Annotated in this window: 19 protein-coding genes and 2 rRNA genes; 16 read left to right on the forward strand and 5 right to left on the reverse strand. The window is 75.0% G+C overall.

Annotated elements, in window-relative coordinates:
- From ACTWQH_RS07685 to ACTWQH_RS07695, 3 genes are all read left to right on the forward strand, one after another.
- A 23S ribosomal RNA gene (locus ACTWQH_RS07685) occupies window positions 1–106 on the forward strand; the annotation flags it as partial.
- A 91-nt stretch (window positions 107–197) separates the two neighbouring features.
- Window positions 198–314 (forward strand): 5S ribosomal RNA (gene rrf, locus ACTWQH_RS07690).
- A gap of 365 nt (window positions 315–679) precedes the next feature.
- Window positions 680–1,396, forward strand: coding sequence for a hypothetical protein (locus ACTWQH_RS07695; protein ID WP_443285715.1), 717 nt, complete (start codon window positions 680–682; stop codon window positions 1,394–1,396).
- Here ACTWQH_RS07695 and ACTWQH_RS07700 read toward each other — a convergent pair.
- The gene (locus ACTWQH_RS07700) at window positions 1,350–2,672 is read right to left on the reverse strand and encodes a DUF1015 family protein (RefSeq protein WP_443285607.1); all 1,323 of its coding nucleotides are present in this window, start codon (window positions 2,670–2,672) and stop codon (window positions 1,350–1,352) included. The genes ACTWQH_RS07695 and ACTWQH_RS07700 overlap by 47 nt on opposite strands.
- Window positions 2,673–2,733: 61 nt before the next feature.
- Here ACTWQH_RS07700 and ACTWQH_RS07705 point away from each other — a divergent pair, with 61 nt between their 5' ends.
- Window positions 2,734–3,837 carry an HAD-IIA family hydrolase gene (locus tag ACTWQH_RS07705; RefSeq protein WP_443285608.1) on the forward strand — a complete coding sequence of 368 codons (1,104 nt, stop codon included), beginning with the start codon at window positions 2,734–2,736 and terminating at the stop codon, window positions 3,835–3,837.
- A gap of 17 nt (window positions 3,838–3,854) precedes the next feature.
- On the opposite strand, the gene ACTWQH_RS07710 is transcribed toward ACTWQH_RS07705, so the two are convergent.
- The 3 genes from ACTWQH_RS07710 to ACTWQH_RS07720 are packed head-to-tail and all read right to left on the reverse strand — an operon-like array spanning window position 3,855 to window position 6,891.
- Window positions 3,855–4,706, reverse strand: coding sequence for a siderophore-interacting protein (locus ACTWQH_RS07710; RefSeq protein WP_443285609.1), 852 nt, complete (start codon window positions 4,704–4,706; stop codon window positions 3,855–3,857).
- 26 nt (window positions 4,707–4,732) lie between these two features.
- The gene (locus ACTWQH_RS07715; protein ID WP_443285610.1) at window positions 4,733–5,779 is read right to left on the reverse strand and encodes an ABC transporter substrate-binding protein; all 1,047 of its coding nucleotides are present in this window, start codon (window positions 5,777–5,779) and stop codon (window positions 4,733–4,735) included.
- 41 nt (window positions 5,780–5,820) lie between these two features.
- Window positions 5,821–6,891 (reverse strand): ABC transporter substrate-binding protein, encoded by a 1,071-nt coding sequence (locus ACTWQH_RS07720; RefSeq protein ID WP_443285611.1) that lies wholly within the window; start codon window positions 6,889–6,891, stop codon window positions 5,821–5,823.
- A gap of 134 nt (window positions 6,892–7,025) precedes the next feature.
- Here ACTWQH_RS07720 and ACTWQH_RS07725 point away from each other — a divergent pair, with 134 nt between their 5' ends.
- The 8 genes from ACTWQH_RS07725 (at window position 7,026) to ACTWQH_RS07760 (ending at window position 15,480) form a co-directional block, all read left to right on the forward strand.
- Complete coding sequence (locus ACTWQH_RS07725) at window positions 7,026–8,039, forward strand: FecCD family ABC transporter permease (RefSeq protein ID WP_443285716.1); 1,014 nt, start codon at window positions 7,026–7,028, stop codon at window positions 8,037–8,039.
- Between the two features lie 53 nt (window positions 8,040–8,092).
- Window positions 8,093–9,157 (forward strand): FecCD family ABC transporter permease, encoded by a 1,065-nt coding sequence (locus ACTWQH_RS07730; protein ID WP_443285717.1) that lies wholly within the window; start codon window positions 8,093–8,095, stop codon window positions 9,155–9,157.
- Between the two features lie 38 nt (window positions 9,158–9,195).
- Complete coding sequence (locus ACTWQH_RS07735; protein ID WP_443285612.1) at window positions 9,196–10,074, forward strand: ABC transporter ATP-binding protein; 879 nt, start codon at window positions 9,196–9,198, stop codon at window positions 10,072–10,074.
- 10 nt (window positions 10,075–10,084) lie between these two features.
- Window positions 10,085–10,510 carry a hypothetical protein gene (locus ACTWQH_RS07740; RefSeq protein WP_443285613.1) on the forward strand — a complete coding sequence of 142 codons (426 nt, stop codon included), beginning with the start codon at window positions 10,085–10,087 and terminating at the stop codon, window positions 10,508–10,510.
- A gap of 31 nt (window positions 10,511–10,541) precedes the next feature.
- Window positions 10,542–11,345: a TlyA family RNA methyltransferase gene (locus tag ACTWQH_RS07745; RefSeq protein WP_443285718.1), complete on the forward strand. Its 804-nt coding sequence runs from the start codon at window positions 10,542–10,544 to the stop codon at window positions 11,343–11,345.
- Window positions 11,342–12,289 (forward strand): NAD kinase, encoded by a 948-nt coding sequence (locus ACTWQH_RS07750; protein ID WP_443285614.1) that lies wholly within the window; start codon window positions 11,342–11,344, stop codon window positions 12,287–12,289. Before ACTWQH_RS07745 ends, ACTWQH_RS07750 begins: the two co-directional genes overlap by 4 nt.
- A 37-nt stretch (window positions 12,290–12,326) precedes the next feature.
- Window positions 12,327–14,141 (forward strand): DNA repair protein RecN, encoded by a 1,815-nt coding sequence (gene recN / locus ACTWQH_RS07755; RefSeq protein WP_443285615.1) that lies wholly within the window; start codon window positions 12,327–12,329, stop codon window positions 14,139–14,141.
- Window positions 14,142–14,313: 172 nt separating this feature from the next.
- Window positions 14,314–15,480 (forward strand): glycosyltransferase family 4 protein, encoded by a 1,167-nt coding sequence (locus tag ACTWQH_RS07760; protein WP_443285616.1) that lies wholly within the window; start codon window positions 14,314–14,316, stop codon window positions 15,478–15,480.
- A 131-nt stretch (window positions 15,481–15,611) separates the two neighbouring features.
- Here ACTWQH_RS07760 and ACTWQH_RS07765 read toward each other — a convergent pair whose 3' ends face one another.
- Complete coding sequence (locus ACTWQH_RS07765) at window positions 15,612–17,417, reverse strand: glycoside hydrolase family 15 protein (RefSeq protein WP_443285617.1); 1,806 nt, start codon at window positions 17,415–17,417, stop codon at window positions 15,612–15,614.
- A gap of 350 nt (window positions 17,418–17,767) precedes the next feature.
- Between ACTWQH_RS07765 and ACTWQH_RS07770 the strand changes: the two genes are divergently transcribed.
- The 4 genes from ACTWQH_RS07770 to ald all read left to right on the forward strand — a co-directional run bounded on the left by ACTWQH_RS07770 (window position 17,768) and on the right by ald (window position 23,569).
- Entirely contained in the window at window positions 17,768–19,423 is a 1,656-nt protein-coding gene (locus tag ACTWQH_RS07770; protein WP_443285618.1) for a CTP synthase, read from the forward strand.
- Window positions 19,420–20,076 carry an NUDIX domain-containing protein gene (locus ACTWQH_RS07775; protein WP_443285619.1) on the forward strand — a complete coding sequence of 219 codons (657 nt, stop codon included), beginning with the start codon at window positions 19,420–19,422 and terminating at the stop codon, window positions 20,074–20,076. The genes ACTWQH_RS07770 and ACTWQH_RS07775 overlap by 4 nt, the downstream gene beginning before the upstream one ends.
- A 104-nt stretch (window positions 20,077–20,180) precedes the next feature.
- Entirely contained in the window at window positions 20,181–22,439 is a 2,259-nt protein-coding gene (locus ACTWQH_RS07780; RefSeq protein ID WP_443285719.1) for a tetratricopeptide repeat protein, read from the forward strand.
- Window positions 22,436–23,569 (forward strand): alanine dehydrogenase, encoded by a 1,134-nt coding sequence (ald, locus tag ACTWQH_RS07785; RefSeq protein ID WP_443285720.1) that lies wholly within the window; start codon window positions 22,436–22,438, stop codon window positions 23,567–23,569. Before ACTWQH_RS07780 ends, ald begins: the two co-directional genes overlap by 4 nt.
- The last annotated feature ends 428 nt before the right edge of the window (window positions 23,570–23,997 follow it).

The raw sequence follows: 23,997 nt of genomic DNA on the forward strand, positions 1-23,997 counted from the left end.
TTTGAGGGGGTAAGGCCCCCGGGAGACGACCGGGTTGATAGGCCTGAGGTGGAAGCCCAGTGATGGGTGGAGCTGACGGGTACTAATAGGCCGAGGGCTTGTCCGCAGATGCTCGCGTCCACTATGACATTTCACCAAACGACACGTTCGAGAATTGAAGAGTGTGCTTGTTCGCTTGGTGCACTTTGACTGAGTGTGCCGGTGGTCATGGCGGGAGGGAAACGCCCGGTTACTTTCCGAACCCGGAAGCTAAGCCTCCCAGCGCCGATGGTACTGCATGGGGGACCGTGTGGGAGAGTAGGACACCGCCGGACAATTATTGAGAGACCTCGGGTCTGCCAGCGTGCATGCTGGCAGACCCGAGGTCTTTTTTTGTTTTTCATGAGCGACAGGAGTCACGTCGATGTCCGAGTCGGATTCTTCCGAGCACCACGGGGGAGAGCGTCCTCGCCGCGAGCGCGGTGAACGCCCTGATCGCGGTGGTCGCGGTGATCGCGGTGAATTTGATCGGCGGCAGCCGAGAGGCGAGCGGCCGAAGCGCAGGGAGTTCCAGGGACGCCGCGACGAGCGTGGCGGGCCGCGGGGGGGCGGCCCCCGGCGGGATGGGCGCTGGCAGCGGCGTGACGAGGGCGGGCAGCGGCGGGATCGTGACCGCGAGCGTGACCGCGATCGGGAGCCCATCAGGCGCCCGCCCATTCCGGAGGACGTGACGGGGGAGGAGATCGACGCCGAGGTGCGTCAGGAACTGAGAAGTCTGCCGAAGACCCTCGCCGCCGACGTCGCCAAGAACCTCGTCATGGTCGCGCGGCTCCTCGACGACGATCCTCAGCGGGCGTACGAGCACGCACGCACCGCGCTGCGGCTCGCCTCCCGGGTCGGGGCGGTGCGCGAGGCCGCCGGTTTCGCCGCGTACGCCGTGGAGAAGTACGGCGAGGCGCTCAGCGAGTTCCGCGCCGCCCGCAGGATGTCGGGATCCGTGCACCTGTGGCCGATCATGGCCGACTGCGAGCGTGGCCTGGGACGCCCGGAGCGGGCCCTGGCCATGGCCGGCGAGCCGGAAGTGCGCCGGCTCGACAAGGCCGGGCAGGTGGAGATGCGGCTCGTCGCCGCCGGGGCGCGGCGCGACATGGGGCAGGCCGACGCGGCCGTCGTCACCCTGCAGAGCCCTGAGCTGGCGTCCCCCACCACCCACCCGTGGACCGCCCGCCTGCGGTACGCCTACGCCGACGCGCTGCTCGCCGTCGGCCGGGAGGCCGAGGCCCGGGACTGGTTCGGCAAGGCCCTGGAGGCCGACCAGCAGGGCACCACCGACGCCTCCGACCGGCTCGCCGAGCTGGACGGCCTGGAGTTCATCGACGCGCTCGACCCGGAGTCCGAGGAGCGGGGGGAGGGCTGAGGGGCGGGTCGCCCAGGAGGCGCAGCACCAGGCCGGAGGCGGGCTTCGGGCCGAAGGACGTCGACTTGTGCGGCATGGTGACGCCCCGCTCCGCGAGCGTGCGGACCGTCTCCTCCGCGACCGGCCGCATCAGCACCGCGCAGCCTCCCGACGCCTTCGCCTGGCCGACGGCGGCGGCCGCGTCGTGCAGGTAGCCGATCCGCGACGGGGCCGCGTCCGGCAGCCGCCACACCTCGCGCAGCAGCGCGGCGTTCAGCACGGTGGCGTCCAGCTCCCGCCAGGCGCGGGGGCGGTCCCGTGGCACGGCCCGTGCCAGCAGCCCGGGCGCGGGCCGGTTCAGCAGGTACAGCTCGCCGCCCCCGGCCAGCACGAAGGCGTTGCCGGGCGTCGAGGCCAGCTCGGCCAGGGCCTTCCGCGGCGGGCCGGAGAGGCGGCGCACCCGGAAGGCCCCCGCCGCCTCGCGCAGCCGGGCCAGGGCCGTCCCAAGCGGCAGGCCGGCCAGCACCCGGTGGATGGGCTGCACCCGCAGCGGGTGCCGCGCCGTGTCGACGAGCAGGACCAGGCCCCGGTCCCAGGGCGGGCGGCCGCCGTGTTCCTGGGCGAGCCGCAGGCAGGTGGCCCACCGGTGGTGGCCGTCGGCGATCAGCGCCCGTCGGCGCGCCAGGTCGCCGGTGGCCTCGGCGATTCCGGCCGGGTCGGTCACCGCCCACAGCCGGTGGCGGATGCCGTCACCCGCCCTGAACTCCAGCAGCGGGGTACGGCCGGCCGCCGCCTCGACGACGGCGGCCGCGCCCGCGAGTCGGCCGTCGCTGCGGTAGGAGAGCAGCAGCGGCTCCAGGTTGGCGGCGGTGGACCGCATGAGCGAGGCCCGGTCGGCCACCACCTCCGGCATCACGTCCTCGTGCGGCAGCACCACGCCCTGCCGGGGCGGGGTCAGCCGCAGCGCGCCGATCAGCCCGCGCTGCACCGGCCCTCCCTCGCCGGGGCGCTGCTCGTAGACGTACAGCGCGGGCTCGGGATCCTGCGCCAGCACGCCCTCGGCCAGCCAGCGGCGCAGCGCGGCGGCGGCCCGCCGGTGGCCCTCCGCCGGGTCGTCGGCCTGCGGCAGGGTGAGGCGGACGATGTTGTACGGATCGGCGGTCTCCAGCTCGCGCAGCCCATCGGGCCTGACCACCACGTCGTAGGGCGGGGAGGTCACCGCGGCCAGGCTGCTGACGCGGGCCGGCGCGTACCGGAGGGCCCGGAAGGGCGCCAGGTCGAGACCGGAGGTACGCATCTTCGCATCGTAAGCCGGGTGGGTGAGTGGCGTTCCGGCCCATGGGGGATGATCGGGGGCGATGACGAAGCATGCTGAGAACGGCGCGCCCGTGAGCGCGCCCCGCGCGTCGGACGGCGCGCTGTGCGAGGCGTACGACACGGCGCTGCTCGACCTGGACGGCGTGGTGTACGCCGGTGGGGAGGCCGTGCCGCACGCGGTGGCGTCGCTGCGGGCGGCGCGGGAGGCCGGGATGCGGCTGGCGTACGTCACCAACAACGCCGCCCGCACCCCGCAGACCGTGGCCGAGCACCTCGTCCGGCTCGGGGTGCCCGCCGACGCCGACGAGGTCGTCACCTCCGCGCAGGCCGTGGCCCGGTTGATGGCGGAGCGGCTGCCGGCGGGCGCGCGGGTGCTGTGCGCCGGCGGCGAGGGGCTGCGGGTGGCGCTGCGGGAGCGCGGGCTGACGCCGGTCGACTCGGCCGACGACGACCCGGCGGCCGTCGTGCAGGGCTACGGCGGCCCCGGCATGGCATGGGGCGTGCTGGCCGAGGCGGCGCTCGCGGTGGGGCGGGGCGTGCCCTGGTTCGCCTCCAACACGGACCTGACGATTCCCAGCGGGCGCGGCATCATGCCGGGCAACGGCACGGCCGTGGAGGTGGTCCGGATCGCGACCGGGCGCACCCGCGAGCCGGTGGTGGCGGGCAAGCCCGCGCCGCCGATGCACCGCGAGACGATCATCCGGACCGGGGCCCGCCGCCCGCTGGTGGTCGGCGACCGGCTCGACACCGACATCGAGGGCGCGCACGCCGGGGGTGTCGACTCGCTGCTGGTACTGACGGGAGTCACGGACCCGGCGACGCTGCTCGCGGCCCGGCCCGACCACCGGCCGACGTACGTCGCCGCCGACCTGCGGGGGCTGCTGGCGCCGCAGCCCGCGGTGGCGCGCGTGGGCGAGGGCTTCGCCTGCGGCGGGTGGCACGCGGTGGCGCGGGCGGCGGAGCTGAAGCTGACCGGGCCGGGGGACGGGGAGACGGTCGGCGAGTCGGGCGGCGAGACGGGTGGGGCGGACCCGGTGGACGGGCTGCGAGCGCTGTGCGCCGCCGCCTGGGCCTGGGCCGGGGCCGGGCCGGGAGGCGGCGGCGTTCCGCAGGCGGACAAGGCGCTCGCGCGGCTGGGCTGGTGAGCGGACGGCCGACGGCGTTACGCCGCCGCCTCCGCCGCGATCGCCTGCTGGATCAGGTCGTCCTCGGTGGTGCCGCGCCGCCAGTAGCCGCAGAAGGCGATGCGGCGGCGGTCGATGCCGCGCGCGTCCACCAGGTGGCGGCGCAGGGTCTTGACGGTGCCCGCCTCGCCCGCCAGCCAGGCGTACACGGTGTCGGTGTCCCCGGGCGGCGCGGTGGCGCGGACCGCGTCGGCGAGCGGGGCGGCCGGGCGTCCGTCCATCTCGTCCAGGCACAGCCAGGTGATCTCGGCGCCGGCCTTGGTCGGCAGCTCCTGGCGGTCGGCCGCGTGCGGCACCTCGATCCAGACCTTCGCCGGGGTGCCGGGCGGGAGCCAGGCCAGGATGCCGGCCACCGCGGGGAGGGCGGTGGCGTCGGCGGCGAGGAGGATGGCCGTCGCGTCGGCGGGCGGGCGGAAGTCGACGCCCGGGTTGTCCTCCTCGACCGGGCCGAGGACGGTCACCGGGTCGCCGGGGTGGGCGGTGGCGGCCCAGCGGGAGGCCGGGCCGGTGTCGCCGTGGAGCGCGAAGTCGATGTCGAGCTCGCCGGGGTCGCGGCGCCGTTCGCGCACGGTGTAGGTGCGCATGACGGCCCGCTCGTCGGGGTCCATCCGCTGCCAGGCGGGCCACCAGTTCTCGGCGCCCTCCCCGCGGGGCACGGAGATCTCGCGAGCGCCCGGGCGCGGCAGGAACAGCTTGAAGCGCTGGTCCCGGCCGCCGCTGGCGAAGCGGGCGAGGCTCGGGCCGCCGAGGGTGACGCGGACGAAGGTGGGGGTGATGCGTGCCGTCCGCAGCACGTTCAGGTCGAAGAATTCCCAGGGTGCGGCGGTCATGGCTGTCGTTCGTCCTCTCGGCTCGGTCAGCTGAGCTTGCGGGCGTCGCGGATGGCGTCGGCGAGCTGTTCGACGACGGGGGCGTAGCCCGCGTGCGTGTAGCGCTCCTCCATCGACCACGGGACGGTCTGGCCCGCGGCCACGGCGGGGAGCCGGTTCCAGGTGGGCTTGGTGGCCAGCTCCTCGGGAGTCAGTGCCTGAGTGCGGTTGTCGATCATGATCAGGTCGGCGTGGTACGTGTCGGCGTTCTCCCAGCTCAGGAACTCCCAGAAGCCCCACTCGTCGACCTTTCTGCCCTCCACGAGCTCGACGCCGAGGTCCTTGAAGTAGTGCAGGTCGGTGTAGGAGTCGGGGACGGCGACGTACAACTGCTGGTCGTCGCCGGTGACGGCCATCACGCGCAGGCCGGGGTTGTCGCGGGCGGCCTGGCGCAGGCCCTCGGACGCCTCCTCGAAGCGGGTCCGGGCCTGGGTGACGGCGTCGGCGTTCATGTCGGCGCCCAGGGACTCGGCGAGGTCGGCGTAACGCCGCAGCGGGTCCAGGAGGGAGGTGCGGGCCCCGGCGATGCCGACGCTGGGGGCCAGGGAGAGGATCTCGTCCCGGCCCTCCTCGGGGACGAACCACAGGTCCGGCGGCGGGAACATGTTGCTGACCAGCAGGTCGGGTTCGAGGCGGGCGTAGGTCTCGATGTCGAACTCGCCCCACGCCTCGCCGAGGCTGGTCAGCCGGGACACGTCGAGGTCGCCGGCCTGCGGGTTGGGCTCGCCGTCGATGGGGCTGCTCGGGCCGAAGATGCCGGCGCACTCGATGCCGTAGTCGTGGAGGGCGGCGGCGGAGCTGACGAAGGCGACGATGTTCCGGGGGGCCTGGTCGAGGGTGACGGTCTCGCCGCGGTCGTCGGTGAACGCCCAGCCGCCGGAGTCACCGGGGCCGCCGGATTCGCCGGACGGGGACGAGCCGTCGGTCTCGTCGTCGCTGCCGCAGGCGGCGAGCAGCGCGCCGCCGCCCAGGGCGCCGCCCGCGGCGAGCAGGGCGCGGCGGGAGGGCGCGGGCAGGGCACGTCGGGGGATCAACGCGGTGGCTCCTTGTCTCAATTTGTCTCAGTTTGTCTCAGTCAGCTCAGCGGCCGGGCGGACCGGACGGCCTCGGCGAGGTCCGTCAGCAGCGGGGCGCAGCCGGCGTAGGAGTAGGTCGGCTCGGCGGTCCAGGAGGCGACCTGTCCGGCCCGCACGGCGGCGAGGTTGCGCCAGGTCGGCTTGGAGCCGTCGAGGTCGGCGGGCTGGAGGTTGCCGGTGCGGTTGTCGACCAGCAGCAGGTCGGCCGGGTAGAGATCGGCGTTCTCCCAGCTCAGGCTCTGGAAGAAGCCGCCCTCTTCGGGGTCGTCGGGGACGACGAACTCCACGCCGAGGTCCCGGTAGTAGGCCAGGTCGGAGAAGTCGCCTGGGACGCAGCACCACAGGGCGTCCTCGGTGGCGGACAGCGCCAGCACCCGCAGCCCGGCGTTGTCGCGGGCGGCCCGGCGCAGCGTCTCGGCGGCGTCGTCGAAGCCGGCCCGTGCCCGGGTGACGGCGTCGGCGTTGATGTCGGCGCCGAGGGCCTCGGCGAGCTCGGCGTACCGCTCGACCACCTCGCGCAGCAGTACCCCGGACTGGGTGAGGATGCCGATGGCGGGAGCGAGGGCGAGGATCTCGTCGGCGCTGTCCTCCGGCACGTACCACAGCTGCTCGCCGGGCGCGTGCAGGTCGCTGATCAGCAGGTCGGGTTCGAGGCGGGCGTAGTCCTCGACGCTGAACTCGCCCCAGGCGTTGCCGAGGACGGTGAGCTTGTCCACGTCGAGGCCGTCGGCCTGGATGTCGGGTCCGCCGCCCGGAAGGACCGTCGGGCCGAAGACGCCGGCGCACTCGACGCCGTAGTCGTGGAGGGCGGCGGCCGAGCCGACGTAGCCGACGACGGTGCGCGGCGTCGCGTCGAGGGTGGCGGTCTCGCCGCGGTCGTCGGTGAAGGTCCAGCCGCCGGAGCCGCCGGAACCCTCGCCGCCGCCGGTGCCGTCGGTGCCGTCGGTGGTGTCGGCGTCGCCGCCGCCGCAGGCGGTGAGCAGCGCGGCGGCGCCAAGGGCCCCGCCCGCCGCGAGCAGGGAACGGCGGGAGGGGTGCGGGACGCGGGGACGGCGGGGAGGGGTGCTCATGAGCTGCCTTGGTCTCTCAACTGTCATTTGGGAAGGTTAGGCTAACCTAAGTCCATGTCGTGTGAGAGTGCCACCGGAGGGGAAGCAGCGTGACCGTGGTGAAATCCGCCGCGCCCGCCGCTCCGCCTCCCGCGGTGGAAGAGCCCGCCACGCCCCGGCGTACGCCGCACCGCGCGGCCGGCCTGGTGGCGGCGTTCGGCGTGCTGCTGCTGGTGTCCGCCGCCAGCGTCGCCTTCGGCGCCAAGTCCCTCTCGGCGAGCGAGGTCTGGCACGGGCTGTTCGACTACGCCGGAACCGACGCCGACGTGGTCGTCCGCGACCTGCGGCTGCCGCGCACCATGCTGGGCCTGCTGGTGGGCGCGTCGCTCGGGCTGGCCGGCGCCGTGATGCAGGCGCTCACCCGCAACGCGCTGGCCGAGCCCGGCCTGCTGGGCGTCAACGCCGGGTCGGCGGCGGCCGTCGTCTCCGGCATCAGCTTCTTCGGCGTCACCTCGACCACCGGCCTGGTGTGGTTTGCCTTCGCCGGCGCCGCCGTCGTCTCGGTCGTGGTCTACAGCCTGGGCGGCGCGCGTTCGGCCACGCCGGTGCGGCTGGTGCTGGCCGGCACCGCCATGACGGCCGCGCTCTTCGGCTACATCAACGCCGTCGTGCTGCTGGACACCGCCGCGCTGGACCGGATGCGTTTCTGGACCGTCGGCTCGCTCGCGTCCGCGAACGGCGACGTGATCCGGCAGGTGCTGCCGTTCCTCGCGGTCGGCATGGTCATCGCGCTGACCCTGGCCCGGCCGTTGAACGCCATCGCGCTGGGCGACGACACCGCCCGCGCCCTCGGCGCCCACCTCACCCGCACCCGCGTGCTGGCCGCGATCGCGGTCACGCTGCTGTGCGGCGCCGCCACGGCCGCCTGCGGGCCCATCGTCTTCGTCGGGCTGATGGTGCCCCACATCGTCCGCGCCCTCACCGGGCCCGACATGCGCTGGATCCTGCCGTACGCCATGGTGCTCTCGCCGGTGCTGCTGCTCGGCTCGGACGTGATCGGGCGGCTGGTGACCCGGCCGTCGGAGCTGCAGGTCGGCATCGTCACCAGCCTCATCGGCGGGCCCGTCTTCATCTACCTCGTGCGGCGGCGAAGGATGGCCAAGCTGTGAACGCCGTGGACAAGGCCGTGGACACCGCCGTGGACAAGGCTGTGGACACCGCCGTGGACAGGCCCCTGACGCGGCGTTCTTCCGGCGGCGTGCTGGTGCTGCGTACGCCGGGCGGCCGGTCCCTGCGCGTGCGGACCCGCGCCGCCGTCGCCGGGCTGGTGCTGACGCTGCTCTCCCTCGCCATGGCGGTGGTGCTCATCGGCACCGGCGGCTACCCACTGAGCCCGGTCGAGGTGATCCGCGCCATCGCCGGAAACGGCTCCGTCGCCCAGGAGTTCATCGTCCGCGAGCTGCGGCTGCCGCGCGCGCTGCTCGCCCTGACCGTCGGCGTCGCCCTGGGAATGGGCGGCGCGGTCTTCCAGGCCGTCTCGCGCAACCCGCTGGGCAGCCCCGACATCATCGGCTTCACCCAGGGCTCGGCCGCGGGCGCGCTCACCGTCATCGTGCTGTTCACGGGCAGCAGCGGCGCGGTCGCCGCGGGCGCGCTCGTCGGCGGGCTGGCGTCCGGGCTCGCCATCTACCTGCTCGCCTGGCGGCGCGGCGTCCACGGCTACCGCCTGGTGCTGGTCGGCATCGGCGCCGCCGCGATCCTCACCGCCGTCAACGGCTACCTCCTCACCCGCGCCAACCTCGTCGACGCCGCCCGCGCCGTGCTGTGGCTCACCGGCTCCCTCAACGGCCGCGACTGGGAGCACTTCTGGCCGCTGCTGATCGCCTGCGCCGTGCTCGTGCCGCCGATTCTGGTGCTGGCCAGGCCGCTGCGGATGCTGGAGATGGGCGACGACACCGCCGGCGCGCTGGGCGTGCGCGTGGAGCGGACGCGGATGGTGCTGGTGATCACCTCGGTGCTGCTGATCGCCGCGGCCACCGCCGCTGCCGGACCCATCGCGTTCGTCGCGCTCACCGCGCCCCAGCTCGCCCGCCGCGTGACCCGCGCGACCGGCCCCAACCTGGTGTCCGCGGGCGCCATGGGCGCGCTGCTGATGGTGGCGGCCGACTTCCTCGGGCAGTGGGGGTTCTCCGACCGCGAGCTGCCGGTCGGCGCCGTGACGGGGATGCTCGGCGGCGTGTACCTGCTGTGGCTGCTCGTCACCGAACGCCGGGCGGGGCGCATATGAGTTCCGAGACGGCTTCCGAGAAGAGCCGGACGAGCCGGATGAGCCCGCGAGCCCCGAAAGATCAGGAGAAAGAGATCGTGACCGCCTCCGCCGACGGCAGCCGCCTGGCCGCCGAGTCCGTCACGCTCGCGTACGAGCAGCGGGTCATCGCCGAACGCCTCTCGGTGCGGATCCCCGACCGCTCCTTCACCGTGATCGTCGGCCCCAACGCCTGCGGCAAGTCCACACTGCTGCGCGCCCTGTCGCGCATGCTCAAGCCCGCCGAGGGCGCCGTGCTGCTCGACGGCCGGGCCATCGGCCGCATCCCCGCCAAGGTGCTGGCCCGCGTCCTCGGGCTGCTGCCGCAGTCGCCCATCGCGCCCGACGGCATCAGCGTCACCGACCTGGTCGCCCGCGGCCGCTACCCCCACCAGGGGCTGCTGCGGCAGTGGTCGCCGGAGGACGAGCGCGTCGTCAACGAGTCCATGGCCGCCACCGGCGTCGCCGAGCTGGCCGACCGCTACGTCGACGAGCTCTCCGGCGGCCAGCGGCAGCGGGTCTGGATCGCCATGGCCCTGGCCCAGCAGACCCAGCTGCTGCTGCTCGACGAGCCCACCACCTACCTCGACATCGCCCACCAGATCGAGGTGCTCGACCTGTGCGCCCGGCTCCACGAGGAGCGGGGCCGCACGCTGGTCGCGGTGCTCCACGACCTCAACCACGCCGCGCGCTACGCCACGCACCTCATCGCCCTGCGCGACGGGACGGTCGTGGCCGAGGGCGCCCCGGGCGAGATCGTCACCGCCGGGCTCGTCGAGGAGGTCTTCCGGCTGCCCTGCCGCGTGATCGAGGACCCGGAGAGCGGCACCCCCCTCGTGGTGCCGGCGGCGCGGCGCCGCTCCGCCCGGGGGACGGCCCTCGGAGCCGCCACCCGGTAGCGTCGGGCGTATGAGCGACCCCCAAGCCCACGCCGTCCCGGCATCGGCGCCGGCAGCGGCGCCCGACCCCGCGCCGCCGCCGGTGGCGGTGGCGGAGCAGGACCCCCACCCCGAGCCGCCGGAGCCGCCGAAGCCGGAGGAGCCGTCGGCACCGCCCGAGGCTTCCGAGCCGCCCGAGGCGCCCGAGCCGCTGGACGACGAACCGCGCCCCCTCGGCATCGGCGTCCAGCCCACCGGCCACGCCGGCGTCGACGCCCAGCTCGCGCGTCTGGCCGACACCGACCGCCTCCCGGTCGCCGAGCACCTGGAGGTCTACGAGGACGCCCACCGCGCGCTGCGCGACACCCTGACCACCCTGGACCAGCCGCGCCCCGGGCCGCCGTCCCCCGTTCCGTCCCCCGGTCCGACCCCCGGCCCCGTCCCCCGCAGGAGCTGAACGCCCCGTGGCAGCAGCGACCCACCGCCGCCTGGCCCGCCTCGACGCCGAGCTGGTGCGCCGGGGGCTGGCCCGCTCCCGGGAACAGGCCAGGAGCCTCATCACCGCCGGCCGGGTCACCGTCGACGGCTCGACCGCCAGCAAGCCCGCCACCCAGGTGGCCACCGGCGCCGCCCTCGTGGTCCGCGCCGAGGACGACGGCCGCCCCGACTACGTCTCGCGCGGCGGGCACAAGCTCGCCGGCGCGCTCGCGGCGTTCACCCCGCGCGGGCTGCTCGTCGCCGGGCGCCGCGCCCTGGACGCGGGCGCCTCCACCGGCGGCTTCACCGACGTGCTGCTGCGCGCCGGCGCCGCCCACGTCGTGGCCGTCGACGTCGGCTACGGCCAGCTCGCCTGGTCGCTGCGGGCCGACGAGCGGGTCACCGTCCTGGACCGCACCAACGTGCGCGACCTCACGCCCGAGATGCTCGGCGGCCCGCCCGTCGACCTGGTGACCGGCGACCTCTCCTTCATCCCCCTCGGCCTGGTGCTGCCCGCCCTCACGCGGTGCGCCACGCCCGACGCCGACCTGCTGCTCATGGTCAAGCCGCAGTTCGAGGTGGGCAGGCAGCGGCTCGGCAGCGGGGGAGTGGTGCGCAGCCCGGAGCTGCGCGCCGAGGCGGTCCACGGCGTCGCGGGCCGGGCGGCGGAGCTCGGGCTCGGCGTGCTCGGCGTCACAGCCAGCCCCCTGCCGGGACCCTCGGGCAACGTCGAATACTTTCTGTGGCTGCGCGCCGGGGCGCCTCCCCTCGACCCGGCCGAGCTTCAACGCGCCGTAACGGAAGGGCCCCAGTGACGACCAACGCCGACGCCGGCACCCGCACCGTCTTCCTGCTCGCCCACACAGGGCGCCGCGCCGCCATCCGCAGCGCCGAACTCGTCGTGCAGGGCCTGCTGGCCCACGGCATCGGGGTGCGGGTGCTCGCCCAGGAAGCCAAGGACCTGCCCCTGCCCGACCAGGTCGAGCGGGTCGAGAAGCCCGACACGCCCCAGCCGCTGGAAGCCAAGCGCGGCGTGCTGGACGGCTGCGAGCTGCTGATCGTGCTCGGCGGCGACGGCTCCCTGCTGCGCGGCGCGGAGTTCGCCCGCGCCTCCGGCGTCCCCATGCTCGGCGTCAACCTCGGCCGCGTCGGCTTCCTCGCCGAGGCCGAGCGCGACGACCTCGACCAGGTGGTGAGCCGCGTCGTCGCCCGCTCCTACGAGGTCGAGGAGCGCATGACCCTGGACGTCGTGGTCCGCGCCGACGCCGGCACCGGGCACGTCGTGCACACCGACTGGGCGCTGAACGAGGCGACGGTCGAGAAGGCCGCCAGGGAACGCATGCTGGAGGTCGTCACCGAGGTCGACGGCCGCCCGGTCTCGGCGTTCGGCTGCGACGGCGTGGTCTGCGCCACCCCCACCGGCTCCACGGCGTACGCCTTCTCCGCGGGCGGCCCGGTGGTGTGGCCGGAGGTGGCGGCGCTGCTGATGGTGCCGATCAGCGCGCACGCCCTCTTCGCCAAGCCCCTGGTGACGGCGCCCGACTCGGTGCTCGCGGTCGAGGTCAGGCGCCACACTGGGCACGGCGTGCTGTGGTGCGACGGCAGGCGCAGCATCGAACTGCCCGCCGGCGCGCGCGTCGAGGTGCGGCGCGGCGCCGTCCCCGTGCGGCTCGCGCGGCTGCACCGCGCGCCCTTCACCGACCGGCTGGTGGCGAAGTTCGCGCTGCCGGTCGCGGGTTGGCGCGGCGCCCCGCACTGACGGGGGCGGCCGGGGACAACGGACCTGTCTACCTCGTATGGTCGTATCCGTGTTGGAGGAGATGCGGATCAGGGACCTCGGCGTGATCGACGACGCCGTCGTGGAGCTGTCCTCGGGCTTCACCGCGGTGACCGGCGAGACCGGCGCGGGCAAGACCATGGTCGTCACCAGCCTGGGCCTGCTGCTGGGAGGGCGCGCGGACGCCGGCCTGGTGCGGCTGGGGGCGCCCGCCGCCGTCGTGGAGGGCCGTATCGCCGTGGAACCGGACGCCCCCGCCGCGCGCCGGGCCGAGGAGGCCGGCGCCGAGCTGGACGAGGGGGCCCTGCTCATCAGCCGCACCATCTCGGCCGAGGGCCGCTCCCGCGCCCACGTCGGCGGGCGCTCGGTGCCCGCCGGGCTGCTGGCCGAGCTCGGCGAGGAGCTGGTCGCCGTCCACGGCCAGACCGACCAGCAGGGGCTGCTGCGCCCGGCGCGGCAGCGCCAGGCCCTGGACCGGTACGCCGGCGAGGCCGTCGCCGGGCCGCTCGCGGCGTACCAGGAGACCTACGCCCGGCTGCGCGCCGTCGCCGCCGAGCTCGCCGAGCTGACCACCCGGGCGCGGGAGCGCGCCCAGGAGGCCGACCTGCTGCGCTTCGGCCTCGAGGAGATCGCCGCCGCCGAGCCCCGGCCCGGGGAGGACGCCGAGCTGGCCGCCGAGGCCGGACGCCTGGGCCACGCCGAGGCGCTGGCCGCCGCGGCCGCCGCCGCGCACGCCGCGCTGGCCGGCGACCCGGCCGACCCGGACGGCCGGGACGCCGTCACGCTGACCGGCGGCGCGCAGCGGGCGCTGGAGGCCGTGCGGGCCCACGACCCGGCGCTGGCCCAGCTCGCCGACCGGCTGACCGAGGTCGGCATCCTGCTGGCGGACGTGGCGGGCGACCTGGCCGGGTACGCCGACGGGCTGGACGCCGACCCGCTGCGGCTGGCGGCGGTCGAGGAGCGCCGCGCCGTCCTGGCCCACCTGATCCGCAAGTACGGGGACCCCGAGGGGCCGGACGGTGACGGCTGTGCCGCCGTGCTGGCCTGGTCCGAGCGGGGCGCCGCCCGCCTGGCCGAGCTGGACGGCGACGACGACCGGATCGGCGAGCTGGCCGCCGAGCGCGACGCGCTGCGCTCCCGCCTCGCCGCGCTGGCCCTGACCCTGACCGAGGCCAGGACCGAGGCCGCGAAGCGGTTCGCCGACGCGGTCACCGAGGAGCTGGTGCAGCTGGCCATGCCGCACGCCCGGATCCAGGTGGACGTGCGGCAGACCGAGGCGCCGGGCGGCGGGGACGCCGACGACGACGCCATCGACCTGGCCGGCCGCAGCGTGGCGTTCGGGCCGCACGGCGTGGACGAGATCGAGCTGCTGCTCGCCCCGCACCCCGGCGCCCCGGCCCGGCCCATCGCCAAGGGAGCCTCCGGCGGCGAACTCTCCCGCGTGATGCTGGCGGTCGAGGTCGTCTTCGCGGGCGCGGCGCCCGTCCCGACGTACCTCTTCGACGAGGTGGACGCCGGCGTCGGCGGCAAGGCGGCCGTCGAGGTCGGCCGCCGCCTGGCGCGGCTGGCGGACAGCGCGCAGGTCGTGGTCGTCACGCACCTGCCGCAGGTGGCGGCGTTCGCCGACCGGCACCTGGTGGTGGAGAAGACCAGCGAGGGGTCGGTCACCCGCAGTGGGGTGCGGTCGGTCCACGGGGAGGGCCGGGTCAGGGAGCTGTCCCGGATGCTGGCCGGACAGGAGGACTCCCGGCTCGCCCGCGCCCACGCCGAAGAACTGCTGGCCACCGCTGCGAAGCTGGGCCATGGCACCGGCGACGGCCGGGGGCCGTCATAGCCCATGCGAGTGGCGCGCGCTATCGCCAGGCATGGCACGGCTGGCATGCTGGACGGCGCGATTCCACTCCCAGCGAACAAGGAGTAGCCGTGAGCGACGCCGACAGCGCCACCGGGCGGTGCCGCGGCGAGGCGCGCACGGCGACGCGGAGTGGGGCGGACGAGGGGGTGCCGTGAGTGGTACGACGACCGTGCCCGCGCGCGGCCGTGCCCCGCTGCACGTGGTGCAGCTCCTGGGCGGCGGCGGCGCGGGCACCGGCGTGCACGTGCGGTCGCTCGCGGCCGGGCTGGTAGCCCGCGGGCTGCGCGTCACCGTGTGCGCCCCGCCGTCCGCCGAGCGGCGTTACGGCCTCTCCCGCACGGGGGCGCGTTTCGTGCCGGTCGTCGCCCGGTCCCGGCTCCAGGCGGTCGGGGCGCTGCGGGCGGTCTGCGCGGACGCGGACCTGGTGCACGCCCACGGCATGCGGGTCGGCATGCTCGCCTCGCTGGCGCTGCGCCGCCGCGACACGCCCCTCGTCGTCACCTGGCACACCCTGCCCCAGCCGGCGCCCGGGGCCGCGCGTCCCCTCGCGCTGCGGGGCGTGCGCGGGCGGATGCGCGGCCTGACGGAGAGCTGGGTGGCCCGCACGGCCTCGGTGGTGCTGGCCGCGACCTCCGACCTCGTGGAGCGGGCGCGGCGGCGCGGGGCGCGCGACGCGCGGCTGGCGCCGGTGGCGCTGCCCGCGCAGCGCACCGCGTCCGGCTCCCCGGCCCGGGAGGGCGAGACACACAAGCTGCGGGCCGAACTCGGCGCCATCGACCGGCCGCTGCTGGTCACCTCGGTCCGGCTGGAGGCCGGGCAGGACCCCCAGGCGCTGGAGACGCTGCTCGCCGCCGCCCGCGCCTGGCGCACGCTGACGCCGCAGCCGCTGCTGGTCATTGCCGGGGAGGGGCCGCAGCGGGCCGCCGTGCAGGGGCGCGTCGAGCGCGAGGAGCTGCCGGTGCGGCTGCTCGGCCGCCGGGAGGACGTGACGCGGCTGCTGCGGATCGCCGACCTCGCGGTGCTGCTGGTGCGCTGGGCGGCGCGCGCGCCGCTCGCGCAGGAGGCGCTGCGCTCCGGCGTGCCGCTGGTGGGCACCGCCGTCGGCGGGGTGCACGAACTCGTCGGCGACGCGGCGGTCCTCGTGCCGTACGGGGACCCGGGCGCGCTGGGCACGGCGGTGCGTTCGCTGCTGCGCGACCCCGCCCGGCGCGCGGCGCTGGCCGAGGCGGGCCGCGCCCGGGCCGGGAGCTGGCCGACGGAGGACACGACCGTCGCCCAGGTGCTCAGCGTGTACGACGAGCTGGCCGACGCCTGCTGAGCCGCGCCGAGCGCCGCGCGCGGCGGCGCGGCCCCGGCCACAGCCCGGCATCCCACCCCGGGGTGGCCCGGGGGGAGCGGGCCGGGTTGCCGGAAGAGGCCACGGCCCGCACGGGGCAGCGTATGACGGCCTCAGCCGCCGTACGCGCCCGACGCGGTCAGCCGCAGCGCGGTGTCGATCAGCGGCACGTGGCTGAAGGCCTGCGGGAAGTTGCCGACCTGCCGCATCCGGCGCGGGTCCCACTCCTCCGCGAGCAGGCCCAGGTCGTTGCGGAGCGCCAGCAGCTTCTCGAACAGCTTCCGCGCCTCGTCGACCCTGCCGATCATCGCCAGGTCGTCCGCCAGCCAGAACGAGCAGGCCAGGAAGGCCCCCTCGTCCCCCTCCAGGCCGTCCACGCCCGTCCGGGCGCCCGCCGTCGGGTAGCGCAGGATGAAGCCGTCCAGCGTGGACAGCTCCCGCTGGATCGCCTCGATCGTGCCGATGACCCGCTTGTCGTCCGGCGGCAGGAAGCCCATCTGCGGGATGAGCAGCAGCGAGGCGTCCAGCTCCTTGGAGCCGAAGGACTGGGTGAAGGTGTTGCGCTCCTTGTCGTAGCCCCGCTCGCACACGGTGCGGTGGATCTCGTCGCGCAGGTCGCGCCAGCGCTCCAGCGGGCCGTCCACCTCACCGGACTCGATCAGCTTCACGGTGCGGTCCACCGCCACCCAGGCCATGACCTTCGAGTGCACGAAGTGCCGCCGCGGGCCGCGCACCTCCCAGATGCCCTCGTCCGGCTCGTGCCAGTGCTCCTCCAGGTACTGGATGAGCTTGAGCTGGAGAAGATTGGCGTGATCGTTTCGGGCCAGGCCCGTCATGTGCGCCAGGTGCAGCGCCTCGGTCACCTCGCCGTAGACGTCGAGCTGGAGCTGGCCGGCGGCGCCGTTGCCGATCCGCACCGGCTGGGAGTTCTCGTAGCCCGGCAGCCAGGCCAGCTCCGCCTCGGCCAGCTCGCGCTCGCCCGCGATGCCGTACATGATCTGCAGGTTCTGCGGGTCGCCCGCGACCGCGCGCAGCAGCCACTCGCGCCAGGCCCGCGCCTCCTCGTGGTAGCCGGTGCGCAGCAGCGAGGAGAGGGTGATGGCCGCGTCCCGCAGCCAGGTGAAGCGGTAGTCCCAGTTGCGGGAGCCGCCGATCTCCTCCGGCAGCGAGGTGGTGGGCGCGGCCACGATGCCGCCGGTCGGCTCGTAGGTGAGCGCCTTCAGCGTGATCAGCGAGCGGACCACCGCCTCCCGGTACGGGCCGTGGTAGGTGCACTGCGCCACCCACTCCCGCCAGAAGTCCTCGGTCTCGGCCAGCGCCTCCTCCGGCCACGGCAGCGGCGGCTGCTGCTTGTGGGAGGGCTGCCAGGTGATGGCGAACGCCACCCGGTCGCCCGGCGCCACGGTGAAGTCGGAGTACGTCGTGAGGTTGCGGCCGTAGGTGTCGGCGTCGGTGTCCAGCCACACCGAGTCGGGCCCGGCCACCGCCACCGTGCGGTCGCCGACCTTGTGCACCCACGGCACGACCCAGCCGTAGGAGAACCGCATCCGCAGCGCCGAGCGCATCGGCACCCGGCCGCTGACGCCCTCCACGATCCGGATCAGCTGCGGGGCGTCCCGGCCGCGCGGCGGCATGAAGTCGGTCACCCTGACCGTGCCGCGCGGCGTGTCCCACTCGGACTCCAGGACCAGTGAGTCGCCCTTGTAACGCCGGCGGCTGGCCGGCGGCGGCGGCACGCCCTTGCTGTGTGCGGGGCCCAGGCGCCAGAAGCCGTGGTCCTCGGTCCCCAGCAACGCGGCGAAGATCGCATGGGAGTCGAAGCGCGGCAGACACAGCCAGTCGGCCGATCCGTCACGGCCGATGAGGCCGGCCGTCTGCATGTCTCCGACGAGTGCGTAATCCTCGATGCGCCCGGCCACTTGCTTCTCCAGTCGAACAGTGGGTCCGCCCCCGTGGGACGTGCGTTTTTCCATCGCCCATTCGAGCGTCCGAGCAGGATACGACGAGGTTTCGGGATCTGCTCGACAGTGGCATGAGATCCAGCTAAGGCGGTGGGGTTTCTTGTCGGATATTGATACTAAAGGTCGGAACTCCCGTTAGGGTGCGATTCGCCGTGCGCGCCCCCCGGCCCGGTGCCCGCTGATACCCTGGTAGCCCGTGGAGCGGAGGGCAGCGCAACCCCCGAACCTCAGCGATGGCGCCCCCTCGAAGACCCCTGACGGAGGCCGTCGCCCATCCGACCTCGCGACCACGGGAGCTCCTTTTGGCCATGCCGCCCAGCACCAAGTTCATCTTCGTCACCGGAGGAGTCGCCTCCTCACTCGGCAAGGGACTCACCGCCTCAAGCCTAGGAGCCCTCCTCAAGGCTCGTGGCCTGCGCGTCACCATGCAGAAGCTGGACCCGTATCTGAACGTCGATCCGGGCACCATGAACCCCTTCCAGCACGGTGAGGTCTTCGTCACCAACGACGGCGCGGAGACCGACCTGGACATCGGCCACTACGAGCGCTTCCTCGACGTGGACCTCGACGGCAGCGCCAACGTCACCACCGGCCAGATCTACTCCACGGTGATCGCCAAGGAGCGCCGCGGCGAGTACCTGGGCGACACCGTCCAGGTCATCCCGCACATCACCAACGAGATCAAGCACCGCGTCCGCCGCATGGCCTCCGGCGACGTCGACGTCGTCATCACCGAGGTCGGCGGCACCGTCGGCGACATCGAGTCCCAGCCCTTCCTGGAGGCCGTGCGCCAGGTGCGCCACGAGGTCGGGCGGGACAACGTCTTCGTCGTCCACATCTCCCTGCTGCCCTACATCGGCCCCTCCGGCGAGCTGAAGACCAAGCCCACCCAGCACTCGGTCGCGGCGCTGCGCAGCATCGGCATCCAGCCCGACGCCATCGTGCTGCGCGCCGACCGCGAGGTGCCCGCCGCCATAAAGCGCAAGATCTCCCTCATGTGCGACGTCGAGGAGGCCGCCGTGGTGGCCGCCATCGACGCCAAGTCGATCTACGACATCCCGAAGGTGCTGCACGGCGAGGGCCTCGACGCGTACGTGGTGCGCCGCCTGGACCTGCCGTTCCGCGACGTGAACTGGACGCGGTGGAACGACCTGCTGCGCCGCGTCCACCACCCCGAGCACGAGGTGACCGCCGCCCTGGTCGGCAAGTACATCGACCTGCCCGACGCGTACCTCTCGGTGACCGAGGCGCTGCGGGCCGGCGGCTTCGCCAACAACGCCCGGGTGCGGATCAAGTGGGTCACCTCCGACGACTGCAAGGCGCCCGGCGGCGCCGCCCGCCAGCTCGGCGACTGCGACGCGATCTGCATCCCCGGCGGCTTCGGCGAGCGCGGCGTCGAGGGCAAGATCGCCGCCATCACCTACGCCAGGGAGCACGGCGTTCCCCTGCTGGGCCTGTGCCTGGGCCTGCAGTGCATCGTGATCGAGGCCGCCAGGAACCTCGCCGGCGTCAAGGACGCGAACTCCACCGAGTTCGACCAGGGCACCGCCCACCCCGTGATCTCCACCATGGCCGAGCAGCTCGACATCGTCGCAGGCGAGGGGGACATGGGCGGCACCATGCGCCTGGGCCTGTACCCGGCGAAGCTCGCCGAGGGCTCCATCGTGCGCGAGGTCTACGGCGGCGAGCCCTACGTCGAGGAGCGCCACCGCCACCGGTACGAGGTGAACAACTCCTTCCGCGCCGAGCTGGAGAAGAAGGCCGGCCTGGTGTTCTGCGGCACCTCGCCCGACAACAAGCTGGTGGAGTACGTGGAGTACCCCCGCGACGTCCACCCCTACCTCGTCGCCACCCAGGCCCACCCGGAGCTGCGGTCGCGCCCGACGCGGCCCCACCCCCTGTTCGCCGGGCTGATCCGGGCCGCCATCGAACGCCAGGCACGGCCAGGCACACTGGGCGCATGACCGACAGCACCGCCCCCGCCCCCGCCGCGCCCCTCGCCGACACGCCCGCCAGCTGGCCCGTCGCCGCCTCCGCCACCCCCTTCACCGGCAGCAAGACGAGCGTCCGCGCCGACGAGGTGGTGATGCCCGACGGCACCACCGCCCGCCGGGACTACCAGGTGCACCCCGGCTCCGTGGCCGTCCTCGCCCTCGACGAGCACGACCGGGTGGTCGTCATCGAGCAGTACCGCCACCCGGTGCGCCACAAGCTGTGGGAGATCCCGGCGGGCCTGCTCGACGTGCCCGGCGAGAACCCGCTGCACGCCGCCCAGCGCGAGCTGTACGAGGAGGCGCACGTCAAGGCGGAGGACTGGCGGGTCCTCGCCGACGTGTACACCACCCCCGGCGGCTGCGACGAGGCGGTGCGCGTCTTCCTCGCCCGCGAGCTGTCCGAGGCCGACGGCGAGCGCTTCGAGGTCGCCGAGGAGGAGGCCGACATGCGGCTCGCCCGCGTCCCGCTGGCCGACCTCATCCAGGGCGTCCTCGCCGGCCGCCTCCACAACAACTGCCTGGCCGTCGGCGCGCTCTCCCTCGCCGCCGCCCGCGCCGGCGACGGCCTGGACGCGCTGCGCCCGGCCGACGCCCCCTGGCCCGCCCGGCCCTTCCACGCCTGACGCCTGACGCCCCTCGACCCCGCCCGGCACCGCCTGACGTGTCCTGACTCCCTATCAGGAGCGCCCTGGCATACGCTCGGGCCGTGAGCGACGAGGGCACGGTGATGGCACGGACGGCGCGGGGAGACGGGCCGGCGGACGGTCACACGGGCACCCCGGCGGGCGGCACGGCGGGGACGGCCGCGCGCGCGGCGTTCCTCGGCCGGCGCGAGGAGCTGGCCCGGCTCCGCGCCGACGTCGAGGCCGCGGGCCTCGACACCATGGCCGGGCGGCCGGCACCCCGCGCCCGCGTGCTGCTGGTGGCGGGCCGCCCCGGCAGCGGCCGGACCGCGCTGGCCGAGGAGTTCGCCCGCGAGATGCTGGCCTCGGGCCGCTACCCCGACGGGCTGCTGCGCGCCCGCCTCACCGACCCAGCCGGCAACCCCGCCCCCACCGAACGCACCGTCCGCGAGCTGCTGCGCGGCCTGGGCCTCGCCACGACCGCCGGCGCCGACGAGGACGAGCTCACCGGCGAGCTGCGCGACGCCCTCAGCCGGCGCCGCGCCGTGCTGCTGCTGGACGACGTCGGCTCCGCCGCCCAACTCGACGGGCTGATCCCCGACACGCGCCACTGCCTGGTCCTCGCGGTGGCGCGCGGCCCGCTCACCGGCGTGCCCGACGTCCGCCCCTGCACCCTCGGCGGGCTGCGCTCCTCCTCCGCCCTGCGGCTGCTGGAGCGCGGCGCCGGGGAGGTCCGCGTCACCGTCGACCCCACGGCGGCCGAACGCCTCGCCGAGGAGTGCGCCCACCTGCCCGCCGCCCTCACGCTGGCCGGCGGATGGCTGGCCGCCCACCCCGAGGCCGCCGTCGTGGACGCCGTGCGCCGTATCAACGAGCCCCTCGACGAGCCCCCCGCCGCCGACGACGACCCGTACGCGCCGCTCCCGGCCCCGGCGGGCGAGGCGGACCCCGACGACGAGCCCGAACCCGAAGCCGAGCCCGAGCACGGTCCCGATCCCGCCCCGGTCGACGACGCCCTGCGCCGGGCGTTCCTCATGGCCCACGCCGCCCTGCCCGCCCCCGCCGCCCGCCTGCTGCGGCTGCTCGCCCTCGCACCCGACGGGCTCGCCGACCCCCACACCGCCGCCGCCCTCGCCGGCTGCCCCGTCGCCACCGCGCGCACCCTCCTCGCCCACCTCGCCCTGCTCGGCCTCCTCCACCCCGTCGGCCCCCACCCCGGCCCCGGCCACCCCACGGACGCGACCGCCGCCCCGTCGGGCCCCGAGGGCGGGCTCGAACACCACTACCAGGTGCCGGGCTGCCTCCACCCCCTGATGCGGGAGCGGCTCGCCGCCCGCGAGAAGCCCGCCGACGCGCTGCTGGCCCGCGCCCGGATGCTGGAGCGCACCGTGCGCCTGCTGCGCGGCTGCGAGGCCGTCACCGAGCCCCCGGGCTCGCCCGCCCGCCAGTGGCTGGCCGAGCAGCCCGCCGCCGTCCGCTTCGCCGACCGCGCCACCGCCGCCGGCTGGCTGGAGGCCCGGCTGCCCGGGCTGCTGGCCGCCGCCCGCCTCGCCGCCGACGACGGGCAGCTCGACACACTGGCCCGGCGGCTCGTCGCGGCCCTCAGCCGGGCGTTGATCACCCACCGGGGCGCCGAGCACGCCGGGCCCGAGCTCTACCGGCTGCACGAGCTGGTGCTGCGCGTGGCCGAACGCCAGCGCCTGCCCCGCGAGAAGGCCGCGGCCCTCCTCAGCCTCGGCGACCTCGACGCCCGCGCCGGCCGCCACACCGTGGCGCTCGACCGGTACCGGGCCGCCCTGGAGGCCGCCCGCGCCCAGCGCGATCACGCCGCCGACCCGGCGGCCCTCGGCCGCGCGCTGGAATCCCTCGGCGACACCTACACCGAACTCGGCGACTGGCAGCGCGCCGCCGACTGGTACGGCCGGGCCCTGTCGCACCGCCAGTCCCGCGAGGACACCGCCGGGGCCGCCCGGCTGCACGGCAGGATCGGCACCGTCCTCGGCCGCGGCGGGGACTGGCGCGAGGCGCTGCTCGCCTGGCGTTCGGCCGCCGCCGCGCACCGGCGCCTCGGCGACACCGGCGCCCACGCCGGCGCGCTGGCGGAGGCGGCCAGGGCGCAGGAGCGGGCCGGGCGTCCGCAGGAGGCGCTGCGCACCGGCCAGGAGGCGCTGCGCCAGGCCGAGCGCGCCGGCGACCGGCGGCTGGTGGCCACCCTGCGGCTGCTGCTGGCCGACTGCGCCGAACGCCTGGGCGAGACCCAGGCCGCCGCCTCCCACCGCGCCGCCGCCGAGCGGCTGCTCGCCGACGACCGGGCGCTGGAGGAGTCAGAGGAATCCCCACCACTCCGAGTCCAAGGACCCTGATCGACGTGAAGGTCGGCATCCCCCGCGAGGTCAAGAACAACGAGTTCCGGGTGGCGCTCACCCCGGCCGGCGTGCGCGAGCTCGTCTCGGAAGGACACCAGGTGTGTGTGGAGTCCGGCGCCGGGCTCGGCTCCGCCATCAACGACGAGGAGTACGCCCGCGCGGGCGCCGCCGTCCTCGGCACCGCCGAGGAGGTGTGGGCCGCCGCCGAGCTGCTGCTGAAGGTCAAGGAGCCGCTCCCCGAGGAGTATCCGAGGCTGCGCAAGGGCCAGATCCTCTTCGCCTTCCTCCACCTGGCCGCCTCCCGCGCGTGCACCGAGGCGCTGCTGTCCTCCGGCGCGACCGCCCTCGCCTACGAGACGGTCGAGACCGCCGGGCCCGCCGGGCGCGCGCTGCCGCTGCTGGCCCCGATGTCCGAGGTGGCCGGCCGCCTCGCGCCGCAGGTCGGCGCGTACCACCTGATGCGCTCCGAGGGCGGCCGCGGCGTCCTGCCCGGCGGCGTCCCCGGCACCGCCGCGGGCCGCGCCGTCGTCATCGGCGGGGGCGTCGCCGGCTGGAACGCCACCCGCGTCGCCGTCGGCATGGGCTTCCACGTCACGCTGCTCGACAAGGACGCCGGCAAGCTGCGCGAGGCCGACCGGGTCTTCTCCACCCGCGTCCAGACCGTCGCCGCCAACGCCTTCGAGGTGGAGCGGGCCGCGCTTCAGGCCGACCTCGTCATCGGCGCGGTGCTCGTCCCCGGCGCCCGCGCGCCGAGGCTGGTGACGCGGGAGATCGTCTCCCGGATGAGGCCGGGAAGTGTCCTTGTCGACATCGCGATCGACCAGGGCGGCTGCTTCGAGGGCTCCCGCCCGACCACGCACGCCGACCCCACCTTCAGGGTCCACGACTCGATCTTCTACTGTGTCGCCAACATGCCGGGCGTGGTGCCGAACACCTCGACCCACGCGCTGACCAACGCCACGCTGCCCTACGTCGTGGCGCTGGCCCGCCACGGCTGGCCTGGTGCGCTGCGCCGTGATCCGGCGTTGGCGCGCGGGCTCAACGTGCACGACGGGCAGGTCGTGCACGGGCCGGTCGCGCAGGCCCACGGGCTGCCGCAGGCCGAGCCCCTGAGCGTGCTCGGCTGACGGCGCGACCGGCCGTCAACTGCGGGACAACGGCCGGTCAACGGCCCGGCCACCGGCGTCAACATCGCGAACATCACAGCAGGGGGACCGACTTGCCCGGCAAGGCGACCGCACGGTCGCGCGGCGCGGCGCGCCCCGCCCGCGCCAACTCGTCGCGAAGGTGGCTCTTTCAGCCGATTCGTGAGCTGCGGAATCGTCCCACTGGAGAGGCTTGTGCCCTTGACAAGTGATTGTTCGACGGCCGACACATCCATGCCGGTCCGGTGGATTGTGTTGCTGCGAACCGCCGACACGCCATAGAGTCGCCAAACGTCGGCATGGTGAACGCTGACCCTATCTAGAAGTTTCCTGGTCCCCAAGGAGGTAAGACGACTTGTGAATGAGTCGACAATTACTCCCGGGGAAGGACAACCAGGGGTCCCCGAGCG

The organism is Streptomyces sp. 6N223 (assembly GCF_052246635.1).
Classification (GTDB): Bacteria; Actinomycetota; Actinomycetes; order Streptomycetales; family Streptomycetaceae; genus Streptomyces.

What these genes read in the sequence shown, in the direction of transcription:
- ACTWQH_RS07720 (WP_443285611.1), bottom strand. Translation starts at nt 6,891, where the DNA reads ATGAGCACCCCTCCCCGCCGTCCCCGCGTCCCGCACCCCTCCCGCCGT.
- ACTWQH_RS07710 (WP_443285609.1), bottom strand. Translation starts at nt 4,706, where the DNA reads ATGACCGCCGCACCCTGGGAATTCTTCGACCTGAACGTGCTGCGGACG.
- recN (WP_443285615.1), top strand. Translation starts at nt 12,327, where the DNA reads ATGGTCGTATCCGTGTTGGAGGAGATGCGGATCAGGGACCTCGGCGTG.
- ACTWQH_RS07705 (WP_443285608.1), top strand. Translation starts at nt 2,734, where the DNA reads ATGACGAAGCATGCTGAGAACGGCGCGCCCGTGAGCGCGCCCCGCGCG.
- ACTWQH_RS07775 (WP_443285619.1), top strand. Translation starts at nt 19,420, where the DNA reads ATGACCGACAGCACCGCCCCCGCCCCCGCCGCGCCCCTCGCCGACACG.
- ACTWQH_RS07740 (WP_443285613.1), top strand. Translation starts at nt 10,085, where the DNA reads ATGAGCGACCCCCAAGCCCACGCCGTCCCGGCATCGGCGCCGGCAGCG.
- ACTWQH_RS07770 (WP_443285618.1), top strand. Translation starts at nt 17,768, where the DNA reads ATGCCGCCCAGCACCAAGTTCATCTTCGTCACCGGAGGAGTCGCCTCC.
- ACTWQH_RS07735 (WP_443285612.1), top strand. Translation starts at nt 9,196, where the DNA reads ATGAGCCCGCGAGCCCCGAAAGATCAGGAGAAAGAGATCGTGACCGCC.
- ACTWQH_RS07780 (WP_443285719.1), top strand. Translation starts at nt 20,181, where the DNA reads ATGGCACGGACGGCGCGGGGAGACGGGCCGGCGGACGGTCACACGGGC.
- ACTWQH_RS07700 (WP_443285607.1), bottom strand. Translation starts at nt 2,672, where the DNA reads ATGCGTACCTCCGGTCTCGACCTGGCGCCCTTCCGGGCCCTCCGGTAC.